The organism is Glycomyces sp. NPDC047010 (assembly GCF_040644205.1).
In the GTDB taxonomy this organism is placed as follows: Bacteria; Actinomycetota; Actinomycetes; order Mycobacteriales; family Micromonosporaceae; genus Glycomyces.
The window spans coordinates 102,688-124,097 of sequence record NZ_JBEYVY010000013.1; the positions used below are offsets into that span (position 1 = coordinate 102,688).

The 21,410-nt window shown below is 64.7% G+C and carries 13 protein-coding genes; 11 read left to right on the plus strand and 2 right to left on the minus strand.

Annotated features, from left to right (window positions below):
• The first annotated feature begins 2 nt into the window (after nt 1–2).
• From AB0A65_RS23650 to AB0A65_RS23695, 10 genes are all read left to right on the plus strand, one after another.
• The gene (locus AB0A65_RS23650; protein ID WP_359954481.1) at nt 3–4,169 is read left to right on the plus strand and encodes a DNA methyltransferase; all 4,167 of its coding nucleotides are present in this window, start codon (nt 3–5) and stop codon (nt 4,167–4,169) included.
• 136 nt (nt 4,170–4,305) lie between these two features.
• A complete protein-coding gene (locus AB0A65_RS23655) occupies nt 4,306–5,127 on the plus strand; it encodes a helix-turn-helix transcriptional regulator (RefSeq protein WP_359954483.1) in 822 nt (273 codons plus the stop codon).
• A complete protein-coding gene (locus AB0A65_RS23660; protein ID WP_359954484.1) occupies nt 5,124–5,309 on the plus strand; it encodes a DUF397 domain-containing protein in 186 nt (61 codons plus the stop codon). Before AB0A65_RS23655 ends, AB0A65_RS23660 begins: the two co-directional genes overlap by 4 nt.
• Nucleotides 5,310–5,781: 472 nt before the next feature.
• On the plus strand, nt 5,782–6,090 hold the full coding sequence (locus tag AB0A65_RS23665; RefSeq protein WP_359954486.1) for a hypothetical protein: 309 nt from the start codon (nt 5,782–5,784) through the stop codon (nt 6,088–6,090).
• Nucleotides 6,087–6,464, plus strand: coding sequence for a hypothetical protein (locus AB0A65_RS23670; protein WP_359954488.1), 378 nt, complete (start codon nt 6,087–6,089; stop codon nt 6,462–6,464). Before AB0A65_RS23665 ends, AB0A65_RS23670 begins: the two co-directional genes overlap by 4 nt.
• A 182-nt stretch (nt 6,465–6,646) precedes the next feature.
• The gene (drmA, locus tag AB0A65_RS23675; protein WP_359954489.1) at nt 6,647–10,309 is read left to right on the plus strand and encodes a DISARM system helicase DrmA; all 3,663 of its coding nucleotides are present in this window, start codon (nt 6,647–6,649) and stop codon (nt 10,307–10,309) included.
• A gap of 3 nt (nt 10,310–10,312) precedes the next feature.
• Nucleotides 10,313–12,157, plus strand: a complete 1,845-nt coding sequence (locus tag AB0A65_RS23680) for a DUF1998 domain-containing protein (RefSeq protein ID WP_359954491.1) — start codon at nt 10,313–10,315, stop codon at nt 12,155–12,157.
• Nucleotides 12,154–12,900 (plus strand): DISARM system phospholipase D-like protein DrmC, encoded by a 747-nt coding sequence (gene drmC / locus AB0A65_RS23685; RefSeq protein WP_359954493.1) that lies wholly within the window; start codon nt 12,154–12,156, stop codon nt 12,898–12,900. The genes AB0A65_RS23680 and drmC overlap by 4 nt, the downstream gene beginning before the upstream one ends.
• A 117-nt stretch (nt 12,901–13,017) precedes the next feature.
• Complete coding sequence (locus AB0A65_RS23690) at nt 13,018–15,177, plus strand: UvrD-helicase domain-containing protein (protein ID WP_359954494.1); 2,160 nt, start codon at nt 13,018–13,020, stop codon at nt 15,175–15,177.
• A gap of 91 nt (nt 15,178–15,268) precedes the next feature.
• Nucleotides 15,269–15,889 carry a hypothetical protein gene (locus AB0A65_RS23695; protein WP_359954496.1) on the plus strand — a complete coding sequence of 207 codons (621 nt, stop codon included), beginning with the start codon at nt 15,269–15,271 and terminating at the stop codon, nt 15,887–15,889.
• Between the two features lie 3 nt (nt 15,890–15,892).
• Here the strand turns inward: AB0A65_RS23695 and AB0A65_RS23700 are convergent, their stop codons facing one another.
• Nucleotides 15,893–17,953: a DUF262 domain-containing protein gene (locus tag AB0A65_RS23700; RefSeq protein WP_359954498.1), complete on the minus strand. Its 2,061-nt coding sequence runs from the start codon at nt 17,951–17,953 to the stop codon at nt 15,893–15,895.
• A 108-nt stretch (nt 17,954–18,061) separates the two neighbouring features.
• On the minus strand, nt 18,062–18,961 hold the full coding sequence (locus tag AB0A65_RS23705; protein ID WP_359954500.1) for a restriction endonuclease: 900 nt from the start codon (nt 18,959–18,961) through the stop codon (nt 18,062–18,064).
• Nucleotides 18,962–19,285: 324 nt separating this feature from the next.
• On the opposite strand from AB0A65_RS23705, the gene AB0A65_RS23710 reads away from it, so the two are divergent.
• Nucleotides 19,286–21,367 (plus strand): hypothetical protein, encoded by a 2,082-nt coding sequence (locus AB0A65_RS23710; protein WP_359954502.1) that lies wholly within the window; start codon nt 19,286–19,288, stop codon nt 21,365–21,367.
• Nucleotides 21,368–21,410 lie beyond the last annotated feature (43 nt).

Sequence of the window (21,410 nt, forward strand, 5' to 3'; positions counted from 1 at the left end):
TCATGAACCGCAAGCGCCGCACCGGCTCCGACCGCACCCAGGTCCACCAAGACTGGATCGAGCTCATCGACACCGACGGACCCTGGCTGTCCCTGCCGGTGCTCACTGAGACCTGGCCCGACCTCGACGCCGTCACTCCTGAGCGACGCGCCGAACTGCGCGCGGCCCACGGCGAATGGGCCGACGACCCCCGCGACGCCACCCGCTGTCGCGCCTGGACGCAGACGCTCCTCGCCGACTTCCTCGGTTGGGGCGACGGCCTGCACTGGGCCGCTGAGCCGGGAGCGGCGGTCGACGGCATCGAGCCGGTCCACATCGGCCAGCACGACACCACCGTCAGCCCCGACTTCACCCTCCACGACGCCGACGCGCCCCGCATCATCGGCCTCATCACCCCGCCCGACAATCACCCCGCCAAGCGCATGAAGGGCGAGACCTGGGCCGCCACCCCGATCGACCGAGTCCTGCGCCTGTGCGCCGCGAACAAGATCGAACTCGGCCTCGTCACCGACGGTCGCTTCCTCGCGCTCGTCTACGCACCCGCCGACGGACCGAGCGCCTACGGCGTCTTCGACACCATGACCATCACCGACCACTCCGACCTGGTGGTCCTGCGCGCCCTGTTCAGCCTCCTGAACCGCCGCCGCTTCACCGACTACCAGACTGAACAGCAGCTCCCGAACCTGTTCCACCAGTCGGCCGACCGCGAGGAAGAACTCACCGAGACCCTTGGCGTTCAGGTCCGCCGCGCGGTGGAGCTCCTGGTCGAAGCCATTGGCCGCGCCCACAAGGCCAAGAAAGAACGCGACGGCATGGGCATCACCGTCATCGGCGAAGACGGCACCCGCCGCCTCGTCGAAGCCGACGAGGCCTACCGCGGCGCGGTCACCGTCATGATGCGCCTGGTCTTCCTGCTGTTCGCCGAGGAACGCCGACTCCTGCCGGCCGACAACCCGCTCTACGCCGAGGCGTACTCCGTTGCCGAATCCGCGCAGGTCCTTCAAGAGCGTGTCGACTCCGGTAGCGAAGCACTCCTGGAGCAGAGCCACCGCGCCTGGCTGCGGCTCTTGGCGCTGTTCAACGCCGTCCACCGCGGAGTCGACACCGAAGAGTTGTCCATCCCGGCCTACGGCGGCTCCCTGTTCGACCCTGAGGCATACCCGTGGCTGTTCGACCAGCAGCAGCCGCTCGTCATCGACGACCGGACCCTGCATAACGTGCTGAAGTCCGTCACCACGGTGTGGATGAGCGCCGGAAAACAGAAGACCCCCAAGTCCCTCAACGGCATTCAGCTCGCCGACCCGAAGCGCAGGCCTAAAGGCGAATACCGGACGCTGAACTTCGACCGCCTCGGAGTCGAGCAGATCGGGTACGTGTACGAGGGCCTGCTGGCGTGGGAGGGCCGCTGGTCCACCGAGGTTGTGGTAGGGCTCGTCGGTAAGGAGAGTAAGGAAGCCGAGGTCTCACTGAGGGACCTGGAGGCGATGTGGGCTCGCGCGGGCGAGGATGTGGCGGCGCTGGCGGAAGCGCTGTACGAACGTTTCGAGAAGCACGGCAAGTCTGGCATCGGCACGGCCAAAGCGATCGAGAAACTTCTTGAACCGATGGACGCTGAGCAGCGGGAGCGCGCTGAGCGGGATCTGTTGTCGGTCACCGGAAATGACCCGCAGTTGACGGCTCGGCTAATGCCGTTCTATGGGGTCATCCGGGCGGATTTGCGCGGCCAGGCGACGGTGGTACTGCCCGAGACGCTGTACATGACCGAGTCGGAGCTGCGAGGGAACACGGGCGCGCACTACACGCCGAGGAAGCTCGCGGATGAGGTTGTACAAGGCGCACTGGATCCGCTCGTGCATGAGCCAGGGCCGCTACAGACAGCGGACACGGATGCGTGGCTGCTCAGAGGGAGTGCCGACATTCTGAGTCTGAAGGTTGCTGACATTGCGATGGGCTCAGCGGCGTTCCTGGTGGCGGCTTGCAGGTACTTGTCAGAGCGTTTGATCGAAGCTTGGGGCTTCGAGGGCGACCCGCGCGGCGCGGTCGCCGAGGGAAGAATTGGCGCTGGGGGCGAGGACCCGAACCTGATCGAAGCTCGGCGGCTTGTTATCGAACATTGCCTGTACGGGGCGGATATCAACCCGGCAGCGGTCGAAATGGCGAAGCTATCGTTGTGGCTGGTGTCTATGGACAAGGATCGACCGTTTACCTTTCTCGATGACAAGCTGGTCTGCGGCGACAGCTTGCTGGGGATCACGAGCGTGGAGCAACTGGAGTACATGCACCTGAATCCGGCCGAAGGTCGGAAGCTTCATGAAGGAACGATCCTCGATTTCACCGCTCAAATCAGGGAACTGGTGAGGGAGGCGGCCGAGACCCGCAGGGAGATCGCCGAAATTGGCGATAAGAGCGCTGAGCAGCAGGAACAGAAGCGCGAACTGTTCTCCCTCGCAAACGACCTGACTGCTGAAGCAAGCCGGTATGGGGACTTGCTGGTCGGTGCAGGGTTGTCTGGCACCGGCGAATCCTGGCTGAGAGCGGCAAACCTTGGTCGCGAACGGACGGAGGAGAGCCGAGCCGAGCTTGACCGGCAAGCAGCCCAATGGCTAAGAATCGACAGGCCTGAAGGCGCGTTTGACCGACTGCCAATTCATTGGCCTTTGATCTTCCCAGAGGTTTTTGAGAGAGACGGTTTTGATGCGGTGATTGGCAACCCGCCATTTCTTGGTGGCAATAAGGTTACCAATAGCGTTGGTGTTGCGTACAGGGAACTAATCGTTAAATTTGTAGGAAATCAGGCTAGGGGGAGCGCAGACCTTGTTGCCTATTTCGTCCTAAGGGCGGCCAAGTTGTTGTCAACTAACGGCCAGTTGGGATTGATTGCAACTAATACTCTGGCGCAAGGGGATACAAGGGAGGTAGGTTTGGACTCTCTTGTACGACAAGGAGTCGATATGCGTTCGGCAATCAAGAGTGAAGCCTGGCCGTCGAGAAGTGCGATGTTGGAATTCTGCGCGATCTGGATGTCAAACTCGTCAATTCTGGACTCGGCACAACGATTGTATGATCGTCGCCTAGTAAAGCAGGGCATCAACTCTTCGCTGGATCTTATATCGCGTGTTGCTGGAAACGCGGAGCGTTTGCATGAGAATGAGGAACAGGCCTTTAAGGGGTCTTGTGTGCTCGGGACTGGCTTCACTATGTCTCCCGAGGAGGCGCAGCTACTTCTTGAAAGTGACAGTCGAAACTCGGATGTAGTGTTTCCATACTTGAATGGAAAGGATCTCAATCAGCGCCCGGGTGCTTCGCCCAGTAGATGGATAATCAACTTCCATGATTGGGATGAAGAGCGAGCCAGAAGGTACACAAGATGTTTTGATCAGGTGTATCGTCTTGTGCGCCCTGAGAGATTGAAAAATAACAGGGAAGCGAGGAGGAGGTATTGGTGGCACTATGCCGAAAAAGCACCTCGATTGACTAAGGCCATCTCGGGACTGAGTCGCGTAATTGCACTGACTCAGTCGAGTTCCACCCAAATTCCACTATTGGTCCCGAATGGTCAAGTTTTTGATCAGAAGCTCGTGGTTTTTGCGACGGAAGATACTGCTGACCTTGCGTATCTTTCGAGTGCTGTTCAGCGTTGGTGGATATCGAAGCAAGGTTCGACGCTCAAGAATGATCTCGTTTACACGCCATCTGATGTGTATCTAACTTTGCCTCGGCCGGAATTGAATGCAGCGCTTCGAGGGCTTGGGGAGCGGTTGGATGTTGAGCGGCGGGATCTCATGCTGGCTCGGCAGGCGGGGCTCACCGACACCTACAACCTGGTTCATGATCCCTTGAACTCAGATGCCGACGTCTTGAACCTTCGGGAGATTCATCGGCTCATCGATGAGGAGGTCTGCCGGTGCTACGGCTGGGATGATCTCATTCCCCAACTGGCCCATGACCATTACGAGACCCGGCAGGGGACTCGGTACACGATCGCCCCTGGGCCTCGGCAGGAGATCCTTGACCGGCTGCTTGAGGAGAACCATCGGCGATATGCCCTTGAGGTCGAGCAAGGGTTGCACTCCAAGAGCAAGGCTGCCAAGAAGGCGACCTCGAAGGCCGCCAAGGCAAAGCCTGAGGCTCCTGGGCAGGGTTCGTTGTTTGACAATCTGTCCGAATAGTGTTCGGGGTCGAGCTCGCTGGCTGTCGGATTCTTGACAGAACAGGGGTTACGTAGGCGTGTTACGTCTCTTCGCTTGTGGCAAACGGCGACCCGAGGGTTGTGTCCGATGTAGTGAGCCTGCCACTATGCGTGTCATGAGCGCGAAGGCTTTCCTCACCATCATCCAGATTGCACGGTTGCTCGTGCAGTACCGCAAGCGGGCCGGGCTGACCCACAAGGCGGTCGCCGACAAGGTTCAGATGAGCGTCACCAAGATTCGCGACCTCGAACACGCTCGATGCACTCAGGTTCGTTGGGGCGACATGCTGACCTTCGCCCACATCTACAAGCTCAGCCCGGAGGAGACCAGCAACCTGGTTCGTCTCGCGGAGGAGTCTGAGAAGCCGGACCTGTTCCACACCTTCGACATTCCCTCGGCTTTCTATACCTTCCTCCAGATGGAGATGGTCGCCTCGAAGATCATGATCTACGAGACTGAGCTGGTCACAGGGCTCTTCCAGATCGAGGCGTACATGCAGGCGCTTCGAGATGGGGTCGAACCCGAGTTCCGAGGCCCAGCAAACGGCGCGGGATTCCGACTCGATCGTCAGCGGCAGTTCATGGAACGCGACTGGCTCCCGGAGGTCGTCTATGTGACCTCTGAAGCGGCCCTTCAGCAGCAGATCGGCGGGCCGGAGGTCATGGCCTCGCAGCTTGATCACCTGAAGCGTCTGGCCCGGGAGTTCTCCCTGTTCACCTTCAAGGTGGTGCCGTTCTCCGCCGGGAAACATCGTTCACTTGGTGGGGCGTTTGAGATCTTCGAGTTCGAGGGTGGGGAGTTCCCCAAGACGGTCTATCTAGAATCCCTTGAAGGGGCGCGCTACATCGAGCGACCTGAGCGGGTCGTTTCGTTCCAGCTCGCCTTCGACGATTCAGAGAAGAAGGCCGACCTGATCAAGGACTACACACCATCATGACAACTTCGAAGTGGCGCAAGTCGAGTCGTTCTGGCGCAGACCAGACGAGCAGTAACTGTGTTGAGGCTCGCGCCGCTGGGTCAAGGTTCGAGGTTCGTGACTCCAAACTGTCTGAGGACTCCCCGGTCTTCGGACTCACTCAGGGCGACTTCACCGCCCTGCTTGGGACCGCTCAGCGCTGAGCCACAGCGCCGAGAGTCCGCGTTCAACCTCATGGCCCGACACCTCCCCGTGCTGACAACCCGTGCAGGTGCCACAAGGCCAGCCCGAGCAAACCGGGCATCCAGCGGCAGAAGCCAACAGCGCCAACAACACAGCATCAACCGTTACCAAGCCGGGACCCGCAACCGCGAGTCCCGGCTTCCTCGTCGCTGCCGTCATCCACCCAAGGGAAATTCGGATCAGGTGTCGCTCATCGACACCAACCCTGGTCGTCGTTCAGCGTCATCTCTCAACGTCTTCCGTGGAGCCGTATTGCCCAGCTGTTCCGGATTAAATCCCAGGTCAGAGGCTTGGAAACGCCTCTGTGCTCCCGTACGTTCAACGAGTCGGCGCGCGGTGGGGCGCACCGGCTCGGCGAGGGGAGGCGGCGTTGGCGCTGCCGATGGGTGGGCCTCCTCTCGCCGGTCCTTCCAGGATCGAACGGAGGCGGCCATGCCGCAACACCAGACCCTGAACGAATCGCTCGTGGAAATTCTCGGCGAGATCGACATCGCCGGAAGCCCGGCCACGGTCAGCTCGCCCTTGGGTGGGGACGCCGTCGGGCTCGACTTCACCGGTCAACGCGTCCGCTTCGGCATCGTGGTGGACCTTGAAACCGACCCGAGTCTGCGGGTCGAGCCCGCCCATGCCGGCCTGCTCGACGTCGAGGACCGCCTGCTCGTGATCGAACAGGTCGCCGCGCTCTGGTACGGGGCGGCACTCGTGCCCGACGCCGTCCGACGAAGGAGGAGCCGCCGATGAGTCGCTTCGCGAACGAGGGGTCGCGGCTGCGAGCTGTACCCGTCGGCGGGCCGGAGGCCAGCGGCAAGACCGATAAAGACCGGTTCTGCCACCGCCTCGGCGAGTTCAGGTTCGCGAGGACAATGACCTTCACCGTGTTCGGTGATGATGAGCGCGATCCGAAGGCCGCGCGGGTGGTGCTCGACGACGGCATTCAAGACCCGTACCCGATCCTCACGATCGAAGGGCTCGGCCGCCTCAGCCCATCGCCCGAGGTCGAATGGCGCAAAGGCTGGATCGACGCCCGCGACCCTTGGGCCCGCGTGATTTACGGCAACACCATCGGGGTGGTCAGACAGGCGCGGTCGGCCCAGGACCCGCCGCCCGTCTCCTGAACGAGCGCTCATCCACGAGGGGTGCCCGATCTCGACCACGGGCGCCCCGCGTGTCGGTGGGGTCGGGCAGAATGTTCAGATCCGCTATTCGCGGGATCAGGGCAGATCGGAGCGTCATGGTCACACCGTCCAGCCGCACAGGCCGCGCCTCGGGGGCACCCGAAGGACCGACCCCGGCCCAGTTGCTGCACGACCCCCAGGACTTCGAGGAAGCCACCTCGTACGAAGTCCGCGACGGCATGATCGAGTACCTCACCCGCGACCTCCTCGGACCCTGGGGCGGCGAGACCGAGCAACTCACGCACTACACCCCGCGCGACCGCTACCTGGTCGGCCAGCTCGGGCCGAAGACGCTCCGGCCCGTCGGGGAGCCCCGCGACGCCGAGGATCCCGAGAACGACCCGTCCGAGCTTGATGACGGCACCGGCCCGATCGCCTCCACCGAGGACACCGAACTCCCCGAGCAGACGCCCCCTGTCGATGCCGGGCGCCTGTGGGCTTCCAGCATGGGCCTGTCGTTCAAACTCTCGCCCGAGACCGAGACCATCCACGTCACCGCCTCCTGGGGCCGTTATCTGAAGGTCATACAGGAGGACGAGGACGGCAAGTCCAAGCGAGTGTGGCAGCGCGAAACCGTCCCTTGCCCGACGGAGGTCCGGCTGAAGGCGGGAACCGAGCGCATCGCGCTCACGGGCTCCTCTGCTGACGAGGCGTGCGTGATCCTCCAGGTCGAGACCAAGGTCAAGAACGACTGCACCGTGGTCGACGTCAGCCTCGTCAACGGCCAGCGCGAACCGCGCTCCAACGGCGACGAGGCCTGGCTGTTCCAGCCGCAGCTGACGATCCGGGCCCTCGACGGGGCCGCCCCGATCTTCCTGCCGCTCGACGACCCGCTCATCGACGACATTCCCTCGACCTGGGTCGAGGACGCCGAGGACATGCGCCTGCGGCTGCTCTACCGCAACAAGCTCCAATATGTGATGGGCCGCAACGTGGCCGTCGCCGCTGAGGAAGTCGACGGGACCCGGCGTGCGAACCTGCTGCGCACCGAGTGGCTGCCTACTACCGACGTGCCCGGTACGTCCGCGCCCACCCCGGAGGAGTCTCCCCGGTTGGCCGGTCTTGAACTGTCGATGGCGGCGCTGGCCCAGGCCGAGACTCCGGCGCTGCGCGCCGGTCTCGCACCGCTCGCCGAAGGCTATGTTGACTGGCTCGTGGAGCAGGCCGGCCGCCTCCCAGGGCTTCCCGCGCAGCTTCGTCCGTACGCCGAGGCGTCGTTGAAGGACGCCCACCGGATCGCCGCTCGCATCGGAGACGGCGTGCGGCTGCTCACCGATGAAAGCGCGGAGCACCACGCCGATGCATTGCGGGCGTTCAGGTTCGCTCAGGCGGCCATGAAGGAGCAGCGGCTCCACACCCAGATCGCGGCGCGTCGCTCCGCCACCGGCGAGGATTATCCGACCGCGAAGGCCGCGATCGAGGCGAAGGGCCCGGGCGCGGCGTCGTGGCGTCCGTTCCAGTTGGCGTTCCTGCTGCTCAACATCTCCAGCTTGGCCGACCCAGGACACGAGGAGCGCAAGGCCAACCATGACGGTCTGGTGGACCTCCTGTTCTTCCCGACCGGCGGCGGCAAGACCGAGGCCTACCTCGGTCTGGCGGCGTTCACGCTCGCGATGCGGCGCCTTCAGGGCGTCACCGGCACGGGGGAGGAGGCTCGGGACGCCGCCGCCGGTGTCGCCGTGTTCATGCGGTACACGTTGCGGCTGTTGACCTCCCAGCAGTTCCAGCGGGCCTCGGCACTGGTGTGCGCCGCCGAGCTGCTGCGCCGGGCCGAACCTGCGGTGTTCGGCGACGAGCCGTACCGGATCGGCCTGTGGGTGGGCCTGAAGGTCACGCCCAACTCCTTCCAGGACGCCGAGGACGACATCGCGGACATGCGCGAGTCCGGCAAGATCGCCGGATCGAAGGTCCTCCAGCTCCAGGCGTGCCCGTGGTGCGGCGAGCCCTTCGACCCCAACGCGGTCGAGATCGACGGGGACCGCCAGCGCGTGCTCGTCTACTGCCCGCGCAGCAACAGCGCGGAGGACCGCTGCCCGTTCTCGCGGCGGGAGTCCCCCGACGAGGGCGTGCCGATCGTGAGCGTGGACGAGGAGATCTACCGGCTCCTGCCCGCGTTCGTCATCGCCACCGTCGACAAGCTCGCGCAGCTGCCGTTGAAAGGCGAGGCGGGAATGCTGTTCGGCCGGGTGAGCGGCCGCTGCCCTCGGCACGGCTACAAGCACCCCGACCTTGACGGGAAGGTCGACTGCACGGGCCAGCACAAGGCCAAGGGGCGCTGGCCCGCGGTCAAGGCCGTGCCGGTGGTCCGGCCGCGTCCGTGGGACCTCATCATCCAAGACGAACTGCACCTGATCTCGGGTGCGCTCGGTACCAGCGTGGCCCTGTTCGAGTCGGCCGTGGACTACCTGCTCCAGTGGGAGCTCGACGACGGCCGCACCGTCGGCCCGAAGATCGTCGCCTCCACGGCCACGACCAAGCGCTCCGCATCGCAGGTGCGAGGCATCTACGACCGGGGGGTGGCGCTGTTCCCGCCGCCGGTGCTCGACATCGAGGACACGTTCTTCTCCAAACAGGATGCGGTCACCCAGCAGACGCCCGGCCGCCGCTACCTGGGCCTGTGCGCGCACGGAGTGCGGCTCAAGCAGGCCGAGATCCGTTTGTGGGACACGATGCTCCTGGTGGGGCAGGCCCTGTTCGACAAGCACGGGACGGCCGCCGACCCGTACATGACTCCGGTCGGGTACTTCAACGCCACTCGGGAGCTCGCCGGGATGCGCCGCTACCTCGACGACGACGTCTCGATCAGGATCAGCCGGCCCCGAGACGGCTTCCCCCGCAGGTTGGTCGGCGGGGAGACGCTCAAGATCACCGAGCTGACCTCCCGCATCGCCTCCCGCGAGGTCGCGGCCACGCTCGCGGACCTCGAAGTCGGCTTCGACCCCGATTGCGATACGACGCAGCGCAAACGCGGGTGGCGCGGTGAGTACTCGGTGGCCAGGAAGCAGCGGCGCGAGGTCGACCCGCGGGCGAGGGAGATGAGCGAGCGCGACCCGCGCACCGGAGCGGTCCTCGCCACGTCGATGCTCCAGGTCGGTGTGGACGTCTCCCGGTTCGGTCTGATGGTGGTCACCGGGCAGCCGAAGAACACCGCGGAGTACATCCAGGCGTCCTCACGAGTCGGCCGCGATGCGAATCGTCCCGGCCTCGTTGTGGCCCTTTACAACTGGACCCGGCCCCGCGACCTCGGCCACTTCGAGGACTTCTACCACTACCACGCGAACTTCTACCGGCAGGTCGAAGCGCTGTCGGTGACACCGTTCACCAGGCGCGCCCTCGACCGGGGCGCGACCGGCGCACTGGTGGCGGCGATCCGGCAGGGCGACATCGCCTCATCGGCGAACCCCTCCGCAGCAGCGTTCGAGCGGACCTCGACCGCGGTCCGGGACGTGGTCGACAGTTTCGCCGAGCGGGCCCAGGACGTCGCCGGTCAGGCCGGCGGCTACCTCCGCGAACGGGCCGAAGCCCTGTTCGACGCTTGGGAGAACGAACGGGCCGTGGGGAACCTGGTCTACCGTGCCGGCCAGAGCCAGACGAACCGCAACGGCCTCCTGGAGACCGCGGACGGCTCGGAATGGGGAACGCGCACCGTCGCCAACTCGATGCGCGAGACCGAAGGCGAGGCCAAGCTCCTGTTCCCGGTGCAGGACGAGGTCTACGCCCGAGTGCCGGGCACACCGGACTGGGGAGTCAAGAAGCGGCCCGGCGATGCGAAGGACGGTGTGTAGGCGATGGCCCCGAAACAACCGATCAGGGCGGTCGGCTCGGCCCGGCCCAGCCACCTCATGTTCACCGGCGGGATCGGCGCGATCGTCGACCTGCCGAACATGGCCGCGCTCATAGGCGGACTCGACGACTGGGAACCCCACTACCGCAACGACACCCGCGTCGTCCTCGAACCGCGCCTGCTCGACGAGGTGCGCAGGAAGGTCGGCCGCAAGGTCGGCGAACTGCGGCTCATCCCCTTGTCCGAAGAAGATGACAAGGCGAACATCGGGGTGCCGGCCCGGCCCTTCCCCGCCTGGCTGCGATGCACCAAATGCAACCGGCTCGACTCGATCGAGAGCAAGAACTTCACCTACGTCAACGACAAGCGCAAGCGCCCCGACCTCGCCAGATTCGAGCACCGCAACTGCGGCGGCAAGAAGGACTACAAAGCGGTCCCGGCGCGGTTCCTCCTCGCCTGCCGCGCGGGCCACCTCGACGAGTTCCCTTACGCATGGTTCGTCCACCGCGCCGCGCCGTGCCCAAAAGCCGAGAAGCCGCGCTTGACGATGCATGACCGGGCCGGAAACCGGGCCGTCAACGTACAGATCAAATGCGAGGACTGCGGCTCCGAACGGAACCTCCGCGACGCCATGGGGGAACTCGGGAAAGCGAACCTGCCCGGCTGCCGCGGACGCCACCCGCACCTGAACACCTTCGACGACTGCCTCGAAGACCTCTCACCGCTCATCGTCGGCGCCTCCAACCTCTGGTTCCCGCAGACGGCATCGGTGCTCTCGGTCCCGCCCGACAGCGCCGACAAGCTCGCAGGACTCGTCGCGGACCACTGGGAGACGGTCAAGGAGTACCAGGAAGCGCCCGATGGCCTACTCGGCAAGATGATGCTGGGCATGCCGGACCTCAAGCCCTTCCGGGAGTTCGAAGCCGCCGAATTGCGAGCCGCCATGGACGCGTACATTCCCGGCGCTCAAGACACTGAGCGGCGGGACCTGCTCGAACCCGAATGGAAGGCCCTCACCGCGAAGACCCTCCCCGACGACGGCCGCAACTTCACCGCCGTACGAGACCCCGAAGGGGTCCCGGAACGGCTCAAACCCTTCTTCACCGATGTGGTCCGCGCCGAACGCCTCCGCGAAGTCCGGGCCTTCTACGGCTTCACCCGCCTCGACGCCCCCGACCCCGAGCAGCCCGACCTGGTGCCGACCGCGCCCATCAGCCGCCGCGAACCCACCTGGGTGCCCACCAGTGAGGTCTTCGGCGAAGGACTCTTCCTCCGCATCGACGCCGACGCGTTGCAGCAGTGGACGGCGAAGGTCGAATCCAGCGACGCCGTGCAGCGCCTGCAAAGCGCCTGGCGCCAGTTCCGCGAGAACCGCCACTCCAACCGGCTCACCGGCGGCTTCGACCCCATGGCCGGCTGGCCCGGCACCGGATACGTCGTCCTCCATACGCTCTCACACCTGCTCATCCGCTCGATCGCCCTCGAATGCGGCTACAACTCGGCCAGCCTCGCCGAACGCATCTACAGCAACGGAGACCAGGCCGGCATCCTCATCTACACCGCCGTCCCCGACGCCGAAGGCACCCTCGGCGGCCTGGTCAGCCTCGCCGAACCGAACCAGCTCACACGGATCGTCGGCAAGGCGCTCACCGGAGCCGAACGCTGCTCCGGCGACCCTGTGTGCGCCGACCACCTCCCCGCCGATCCCGCAGACTCGCTGCACGGGGCCGCCTGCCACTCCTGCCTGTTCGTCTCCGAGACCACCTGCGAACGCGGGAACCGATTCCTCGACCGCCGCTTCGTCACCGACCTCGGCGACGACCTCGCCTTCTTCCCGTCATGGGCGTGAACGGCAACGAGGTCCGCACCGCGGCACCTCGACTGCTCGACCTCATCGGACCGACCGCGCTGGCGGCCAGCGCCCAGGAGATCGCGGCAGGCGGAGAACCGGCGATCATCGCCGACCGGCTCGGCAGACCCGACGCCGTCGAGAGCATCGCCCACCTCGTCCACTCCTGCCGCGAATGGGGCGTCGACCGCGCCGAGTCCTACCTGCTCGGCCTCGCCGACGGCCGGACCGGCGACAGGGAGTCCGCCGAACTCATCTGGACCGGTCCGTCCGTCCACGGCGTACCGGTCCGCGCCACCGGCCCGACCCTGCTCGCCGTGGTCGACGCCAGCAGGCATGAACTCTGGCTCACCACCTACTCGGCCAAACCCTACGAGCCGCTGCTCCAGGCGATCAGACGCGCGATCGGGCGCGGTGTGGCAGTCGCGATCGCCGTCGAGACGCTCGCAGGCGCCGGGTCGGCCATCAGCGGTTCCGAACCGGCCCATGCATTCGCCGGCGTCGACGGACTGAAACTGTACGGCTGGCCGCCCGCGTCGCGACCCGACGACGCCAAGCTCCACGCCAAACTCGCCCTCGCCGACGCCACGACGCTCCTGGTGACCAGCGCGAATCTGACCGGCTCCGGACTGGGGCGCAATATTGAGGCGGGCGTGCTCGTCAAAGGGGGCCCGGCACCGCAGCGAGCCGCCGAGCACCTGCGAGCCCTCGTCGGGAACGGCACGCTCGAACGCATCGGGTAACCGCGGCCCGGACGGGGCGTGTGCGGAGCCGGTACTACTGGAAAGATGACGGACGGTAATATCTTCACCTCGTATTCGGTGCAGAGATCTGACCCGTCCCCCTCAGGGAGCGCATGCATGACCGAGTCCCAGGAAGCCGTGCTGTCGATGGACCGCGGCGCGACGCGGAAGCTCGCGAAGCTCGACCGCAACATCTACGCCCGCTTCGTGGACTTCCAGAAGAAGTTCTGCGCGAACATGAACCAGCCCGGTCTCCGGCTCAAGCGGCTCCAAGGCGACAGGCGGCTCTGGTCGGCGCGGGTCACCGACGACTACCGGGCGATCCTCTACGAGATCACCAGCGCCCAATACATGCTGCTCGACGTGGTGCCCCGGCAATCCGCCTACGACGGGATCGAGAGCCGCTACGGCGCGGCCGTCAACGCGGTCACCGGAGCCTTCGAAATCACCGACTTCGAGGAACTGCGCGCCGCGGTCCGCGGAACAGACCAGGCCGAACCGGTTACACCGCAAGCGTTCACACCTCGTTCCGGTCCGGTCTCCGACGACCGGTTCAAAGACCAGTCGGACGAGGTGCTGATCAACCTGGGCGTACCGGCGCCGCTCCTGCCCCTGATCCGGGAGATCAGCACCCTCGACCAGCTGATGTCGTTCTGCGAGTGGGCGCCCCACCACACCGCTGAAGTGCTGCAAGCCCTCGACGAAGGCTTCTCCGCCAAAGAGGTCGAGGAGATCGTCACCGACCCTGTCAGGGCCGCCGAACCGGTCGACACCGCCGACCTCGAGGCCGCTGTGCAACGCCCTGCCAGCTACGTCACCAGCTCCGACGCAGCCGTCGCGGCCATGCTCGACGGCCGATTCCAAGAATGGCGCTTGTGGCCCCACCCCACCCAGAAGCAGATCATCCAGCGCACCTACAACGGTCCCGCGCGGATCGGGGGCGGGCCGGGAACGGGCAAGACCGTCGTCGCGCTCCACCGCGCCGCGCGCCTCGCCAAGAGCCTTGACCCCGACGGTGACGACCGGCTCCTGCTGACCACCTTCACCCGCAACCTCGCCGTGGACCTCAGAAGCAAACTGGCCCTGCTGGTCGACGAGAAGACCATGGGACGCATCGACGTCGAACATCTCGACAGCGTCGTCTACCGGCTCGCCGCCGAGCAGACCGGCGGGCTCGGCAGCGCGGTCGGCGACAACAACCTGATCGGGTGGTGGCGACTCGTCTGCCAGGAGCAGGGAGAAACCGAGTTCACTCCCGAGTTCCTGCTCGAAGAGTGGACCGACGTCATCTGCGCCCAGTTGCTCACCCGGCGCTCTGACTATCTTCAGGCCAGACGAGTGAAGCGCCCGCGCCGTCTGAACCGACTCCAGCGGGCCAGAGTGTGGGAGCTGTCCGAACGGTTCAGCGCCCGCTTGGTCGAGAAGCAGACCTGGTGCTGGCCGCAGATGCGAGCGACCACTGCACTGGCCGAACGACACCGCTCGGACGGCGGTTACCGCTACCGGCACATCGTCGTGGACGAGGCGCAGGACCTCACCTCCGCGCACTGGGTGCTGCTTCGGGCGCTCGCGCCGCAGCGCAGCGACGACCTGTTCATCGCCGGCGACACGTTCCAGCGCATCTACGGCCGGCCCGTCACGCTCGGACAGCTCGGCATCGAGATCCGGGGCCGCTCGAAGCGCCTGACCCTCAACTACCGCACCACCAAGGAGATCCTCAAGACCGCGCTCGCGATCGAGGCTGGCGCGGAGGCCGACAACCTCGACGGAGAAGCCGACAGCCTCGCCGGGTACCGATCGGTGATGAGCGGGGCCGCACCCGATTTCCGGCCCCAGGCCGACGAAGACGCGGAACTCGCCGCGATCGCCGCCCAAGCGCGGGCCTGGACCGACGCGCATGGACCCGGGGGCATCGCCGTCGCGGTGCCGCAGAAGCGACTGATCAACAAGGTGCTCAGCGCCCTTCACGAAGTGGGCATCGACGGCTTCCAGCTCGGGTCCGATCAGGAGCCCGAAGCGGAGACCGTTCACGTCGGCACCATGCACCGAATGAAAGGCCTGGAATACCGGTTCATGCTGATCAGCTGCATCGGAGCGGAGTACTTTCCCTACGATTTCGTTCGCGAGCTGGCGGAAACCGATCCGCACCGTCACGGGCAGGAACTCGTCAAGGCCCGCAACCTGCTGTTCGTGGCCGTCACCCGAGCCCGGGACGAAGTCGTCTTCACCTGGGCCGACGAACCGAGCCCGCTGCTGAGTCTCGAGCGCACTGCCTGATCTCGGCAGTATTGTGCTGCAACCTAAAATGCCATAACATATCACTCGGTGGGGTTACAGGAGAACGGTCCGTAGTGAACGGAGCCTGGTAATGGTCCACCCCCTTACGCATGTCGGCGAAGCGATCCACAACCGGCTCGGATCCCTCGGTCTCGACTGGGAGATCCTTGATGACGCGTTCACCTTCGGCCTGGAGGAAGCCAGCACTTGCACCGATCGCGATGCGGGGTTCTGCAAAGGCGTCATGCTCTACTCGAGGCTGGGACGTAGGCTCCAAGAGCGCTTGTCCCGTTTCGATTGGATCGGTGGACGCCCCCACAACCAGCAATGTGTATGGAGCCTTCACGCGGGCGTCAGGGTCCTCCATGTGACCGGCAATGTCGAGACGGGCAATCCAGATCCATCCGCACAAGTTGCTCCAGAGCGTCCAGGTGGATCCGCTCGGAGAGATCTGATCTTGATGAATGCGCAACGATCGCTCTTCGATGAGCTGGATCCGGGATCGGGCTTCCGGGAGCTGAAGACCTGGTTCTTGCTCTACCGCATGGGTAAGTCGAGCCTGCGTTCGGAACTCTCTTACACTGAGAATCTGTCGGACGACGGCGGTGGCATTTCCTGGTCCGAACGGATCATCCTTCCAGAAGTTCCGCTCCCGGCCGGGCTCGGCATGGGCGACGACCGCTGGGCCTTCGACCACATCGCATCGAAGTGAGCCTTAGGCACCCTGACGCAGCGAGTCGAGCGTCTGGACACCGTCCCCCGGTGATTCGACCGACCAATACGTCCAGCCGTCGCGCGCTGCACCCGCGGCGACCCGCGCGGCATCATCCGGACCGTCGTAGACTGCGCCGTCGAATTCGAGTCTGCCGTCGGCCAGCACCATGGCTTGGACCTGATCGGTCTCGTTGAGCAGCGATTCGCCGGGGACGACCAGGCCCTCGGCGATCAAGTCCGCGAGATCCTCCGTGGTCTCCGGCACGGTTCCCGCCGGCTCCGGATACACCGCGAGGTAGTCGTCCTTGGCGAGGCGGTCGAAGGCGTCTTTCACGACCCCGGCCATCAACCGCCGACGCTGCGCGAGGAACTCCCCGTACGGCATGTCGGTCCAGCCTTCGGGGAGCGAGTGCCAGTAGACGTGTCGGTCCAGGTCCGCTTGCGAAAGCCGGTTGGCCTGCACCTGCGTCGGCCAGTACTCGGCCGGGGGACGGTCCGAGACGGCGATGTTGTCGGCCCACTCGACCAGCGCCATGTTCGCGATCTGGTTGATCTTGCGGGTCTCCTGAACCTTGAGGGTGCTCTTCAGGTAGTTCTGGGGAAACAGGTGGTGGCGTTCGATGCCCTTGCGCGCCTTGATCGACGGATCCAGCCGAGAGCGGACCTTCACCTTCGACAGCAACGCGTCGGCGTCGAGGATGTTCAACGCCGCGATGTACGCGCTGAGCACGGGAGACCTGCTCGCGGAGGTCTCGAGGTCACCGGGAAGTGTCACCGTCCACCAGTCACTGGTCATCCGCTCGTCGATGAGCCGGCCGAGCAGGTTCTCGAAGCCCTCAGCGTCCCCGGCCTTGAGCCCGGAGATCTGCGACAGGTCTCGCTCCACCTGCGTCTCGAACGACCCGGAATACCGACTGGTGGTATGGGCCATGAAGAACCAGCGGGCGACCAAGTGTCGCAATCGGTCGATCGGAAGCTTGAAATCGATACGGCCGATCAGCCACATCACGTAGGCGAACACCACCGCGTTGTCGGAGGTGATCATCTTCTGGCCTCTGAATCCGGCCAATTCCAGGCATTGCAGGAACTCATGCCAGTGCAGCAGGTTCAGCACTTTGTCCTGGGCTTCGGAGAGCCGGTGGAACTGCTCGTCGATACGCTTGGCCCGCTCGGGACCTTCGGGCATGTCCCGACCGCTCAGGAGGGTGTACACGCTCTCGAGTCGGGCCCGACGGAACGCCAAGGCGAAGTCGGCGCGCAGCAGCGCGACCGGTTTCGGATGCAGGTGCCAGTTGAACGGCGAGGGATTCCCGTCGATGCGTGGAACGCGGGTGTCCGCGCAGAACCGTTCGAGGTCGCGACGGCCCTTCTCCCAGTAGACGCTCATGAGCGTCAGCAGGAAGTCGGAGCGGTTGAGTTCGGTGCCGGCTGAGTTGATCCGGACGAAGATCTCCGAGACTTCCTCCACGCCCGCTGACGCCGACAGCTCGATGACCTTGAAGTCGGCGTTCGCCAAGTCCTGCAGCTGGTTCAGTGCGCGGGCGATGCGGCCCTGCTCGTCGGCGGAGACCTCGCGGTGCTCGACAAGGCGCGCGATGAACGCCGTCGTCTCCGAGAAGTGGTCATAGCCTGGGGCGAAGATGTGCGAGATGTCATTCACGAACTCGGGATCGTTCCTGGTGGCGGCGTTCGCGACCTCGAACGTGGCGTCAGTGGGTCGGAACGCGATCGTGATACGGGTGCTCGTGTAGTCCTTCTTCAGCACCTCGCGGCCGGTGAGCACCGCGTAGATCGCGGTGGTCCGCTGCTGACCGTCGATGATCAGCTGCGCGGCCCGCTCAGCGTCGTTCTCGCCGATGCCGCGACGGGAGGAGTCGGCGCCGGTGGCCCAGAACAGCAGGTACCCGACCGGGTAGCCGCGATACATGGAGTCGAACAGGTTCCGTACCTGCGTCGTGTTCCACACGAACGGCCGCTGCAACTCTGGGAGTGCGAGACGTCCGTTGCGGATGTCTTCGACGAGGTGGTGAACTGAATACGTGGTGTCCTTGTACAGGCGCATATGCGGCGACTCCAGCATCGGGGCGGGGGTTCGAATCGAGCCTCGCACATCGTATCGAAGACGGTCGGGTTCCGCGGCTTCCGCAGCGGCGCACTCCTGGGAGGGAGATCAATTGAAGTACTCGGGATCAGCTTGCTTGAACACGAACGAGTGAGATGCAACCGCGATGTCATAGCGCAGCATCAGCTCGCTCAGATACTGGCCGTCGATCAGGCTGATGTGCTTGGAACTCAGCTCGGCGGCCTGCCGGGCCTCGTCGGTGAACCTGCTGGTCGTGACGAACACGCCCTCATGTCGTCGTTTGATGTCCAACGCGCCGATGAAGTCTCGGATGTCGCCGGGCCCGATCGGGCGGGACTTCGCGTAGCGCTTCGCCTGGCAGTAGAGCTTGCGCAAGCCGAGCTGATCCTCGATTACCACACCGTCCACACCTCCGTCGCTCCTGCCTCCCAGAGTCTTGGACCACCCGTCGCTACCCGAATATCCCATTGCCGCGAGCAGATCGACAATGACCCGTTCGAGGAACTCCGGGGGTTGCCGTAGCAATTGGTCGAGCAGGGATTCACCGACCAGGCGATGCCACTGCGACAGATATTCGGCGAGCTGCTCGACATTGTCGACGCTGTCGTCGGGCACGGTCACGATCGACACCGACCGCCCCTTCTGAACTTCCTCTCCGCGTGACCGATCGGAGACCGCCTTCACGAGCTGGAGCATTTCATCGACACCGATCGCATCCCCTCTTTCAGTGACCGTCCATACTGCCCGTTCAGTGCTCTCCAAGAGACCCGCCTTCTTGAGATAGCTGCGAGCCCAAGCCATTCGATAAGGAATGAGTTCGCGACCATTCGAACCGACCGTCTCAAGCTGTGCTTTGGAGTACCGCTCGGAGGCGATGACCGCCTCGTCGATCTGCGGGTTCGAGGCGGTGCCACCGAGCCGACGAAGGGCATCGAGGACGGGGAACAGCAGCTCCCACATGGTGGGCACATGGGTCTCGGATTGCATCAGCGGCTCCAGGCGGACGGCATTGAAGGGGTGGTCGCGAATCAATGATATGAAACCGGCATGTGCCTAACAAACCGGCGAGCTGTGAACGTGACCGCGGTGCCCGCCGTCGACGCTGTATTGGCTTCACCGCATGAGGGCTCAACTAATCCGGCTGCGCCAGATAGGATCTGACTACCTCTGCGAGCGTATATTCGGCGAACGTTCGGATTGGCTCCCCTCTGCCACGACCCTCGATGGATGTTCCCCTTGGATTCTCAATGGTTCGGTGACACCCGTACCGTTCACACCGCCGTGTACGGCGGCCCTGACTCGGATGACCCCATGTTCCTGCCGCTCGAACCCGTCGGCTACGACCGGTTCTTGCGGACACGCAACCGGCACGCCTTCTTCTGCGGCCACCAGCTAGGCGGCTGTGGCGGACGTTTGAAGCCTCGACGCTACAAGGACCGTGTCTGCCACTTCGCACATGAGTCGACGTCGAGAGGTCAGCGTTGCAGTCGATCGCGCATCGGTGAGGACAGTGCGGATCACCTGTTCATCGGCAAAGCGTTGCGGAGTTGGTTGACGGCCTCCGGAATCGGACATGACGCACCGGAATACCCTCGAAGGGCTGACGGTCGGGCGATCGCGGTGCAGGTTCGCTTCGGGGCGCTGCGGGAGCGCCTCATCCACGTCCAGCTGCTAGCGATTGGAGCTGAGTACTGGCGTCGACAGAGGTCCGAGCTCGCGCAAGAGTTCGTCGATCCAGTTCTGATAGTCGTGGAGTCGACGCTGCTTGCGGAGATCGAAATCAGAGAAGCCGGACGTGCCGTCGTGCTCAAGTGCGAGACCGACGCCGATACCCGACGGGTCCTTGTCGGGACCCGCCGAGGAAAGAAGCCCGCGGACTGGACGACGTTCGAGCAGCACACGCTGAGCACCGAGGGTTTGACCCTCCGCGCCTCTGACTCAGTACAACCGGAGCCGATGCCCCGGGACACGAAGCGAACGGTGCCCAACCCCGCACAGGTACACGCGCTGCATTCGGGAGGCCCGTACGACGAGAAGTTGGCGAAGTGTTCGCGGTTTCATGCCGATGGCGCTGCATGCGGCAGGGAGACCCGCAGCCCTGACGGCTGGTGCCGCAGTCCCGGGTGCGGCGGTTTTCGGACCACCTTCGTTGATCCATCGGTGCGGGTTCGGTCGTTGCATGCGCCGAGCGAAGGAAACGCGAAGACTCGGCTGTATCCATCGGACGTCGACATCGGGCAGGTACAGGTCGCTGCGAACGCCCGGAACGCGTTCATCTCGAAGCACCGCGGCGATCCGAAGGAAGCCGCAGTGGAACTCCACGCGATGCTCCGACCGTTCCTCGACGGAGGAACGCACTTTCAGATGCCTGATGGCACATGGATTCTTGACCGCGACGGCTTCCGCCTCATCCTGAATGAAAGGGCCGACATCATCGCCGGCTACGACAACATGCATGCTGAACGCTCCTGGGCACAAGCGCAGGCAGGGGTTCCCTCGCGCCTTGGCCATCGGGCCCGAGCCGAGCGGCGATTCCTCCTCACCCCGCAGTCCAATGCGCCGGCGCCCGAACAGGTCGACCCCGAGACAGTAAGAAATGTCGCTGCGGAACAGTTCGCGGTGACCGCGCTCGCCTGCATCGGCTACGAGAAGCTCAACGCTTCGACCAAATCCCTAGGTGACCAGGACTTCATCAATGAGCTGTACGCAACCCTCAGAGCGGACCTCGAATCCGGCAAAGTGATCGACGACGGCGACCAGTTGACCCTCCTCGGTGAGCGGACCTGGTGGGTGCTCGCCGCCACCGAGCCGGCCGTGCTCGCAGTTCACCAGGCGGGTACACGAGCGCTCGCCCGCGCTCCGGAGCAGACCTCATCGAACGACTCGGACACTTCGCCTTTCGCAGAGTTGGAGCCCATCAGTATGGAACCTGAAGCGAAAACGCCGATCACCCGTGCCGAGTTCGACGCCATGGTAGGTGAGCGCATCCAGAAGGAGCGCGAGGACTTCCGCCATGAGGCGCTGCGCTACGCGGTGCTCGCCGCATTGCAGGAGCGAGCTCAGAACGAGGGCGGCGCCGCGAACTACGGGACCTATGTGGATGCCTGGTATGAGAGCGACAACGAGTCGGTGGTGTTCGAGGTTCTGGAGGTTGGAGGTTACGAGTACCAGGATTTCCGCAGGGCCGCTCTTGACCTGATGGAGGTCGCCTACCTTCACACGGCTGGACAGGGAGCGATCATGGTCCTGGTCTCCGAGCAGCCGCCGAATGAGGAATGGGCTCCGAACACCCTCAGCAACGTCTTCAACGTCAAGGTCGCCTGGAGGAGCGGGGCATCGTGGGACGGGCCAGGGGCATCGCACATCGTGCCGATCGGGTTAGGGACGCAGTAGCCGCCATGGTGGCCTGCCCCTCCTTGACGAGTTCACTCGCAAA

Coding starts and splice junctions, on each gene's coding strand:
- AB0A65_RS23650 (WP_359954481.1), top strand. CDS start 3: ATGAACCGCAAGCGCCGCACCGGCTCCGACCGCACCCAGGTCCACCAA.
- AB0A65_RS23655 (WP_359954483.1), top strand. CDS start 4,306: ATGAGCGCGAAGGCTTTCCTCACCATCATCCAGATTGCACGGTTGCTC.
- AB0A65_RS23660 (WP_359954484.1), top strand. CDS start 5,124: ATGACAACTTCGAAGTGGCGCAAGTCGAGTCGTTCTGGCGCAGACCAG.
- AB0A65_RS23665 (WP_359954486.1), top strand. CDS start 5,782: ATGCCGCAACACCAGACCCTGAACGAATCGCTCGTGGAAATTCTCGGC.
- AB0A65_RS23670 (WP_359954488.1), top strand. CDS start 6,087: ATGAGTCGCTTCGCGAACGAGGGGTCGCGGCTGCGAGCTGTACCCGTC.
- AB0A65_RS23680 (WP_359954491.1), top strand. CDS start 10,313: ATGGCCCCGAAACAACCGATCAGGGCGGTCGGCTCGGCCCGGCCCAGC.
- AB0A65_RS23690 (WP_359954494.1), top strand. CDS start 13,018: ATGACCGAGTCCCAGGAAGCCGTGCTGTCGATGGACCGCGGCGCGACG.
- AB0A65_RS23695 (WP_359954496.1), top strand. CDS start 15,269: ATGGTCCACCCCCTTACGCATGTCGGCGAAGCGATCCACAACCGGCTC.
- AB0A65_RS23700 (WP_359954498.1), bottom strand. CDS start 17,953: ATGCGCCTGTACAAGGACACCACGTATTCAGTTCACCACCTCGTCGAA.
- AB0A65_RS23705 (WP_359954500.1), bottom strand. CDS start 18,961: ATGCAATCCGAGACCCATGTGCCCACCATGTGGGAGCTGCTGTTCCCC.
- AB0A65_RS23710 (WP_359954502.1), top strand. CDS start 19,286: ATGTTCCTGCCGCTCGAACCCGTCGGCTACGACCGGTTCTTGCGGACA.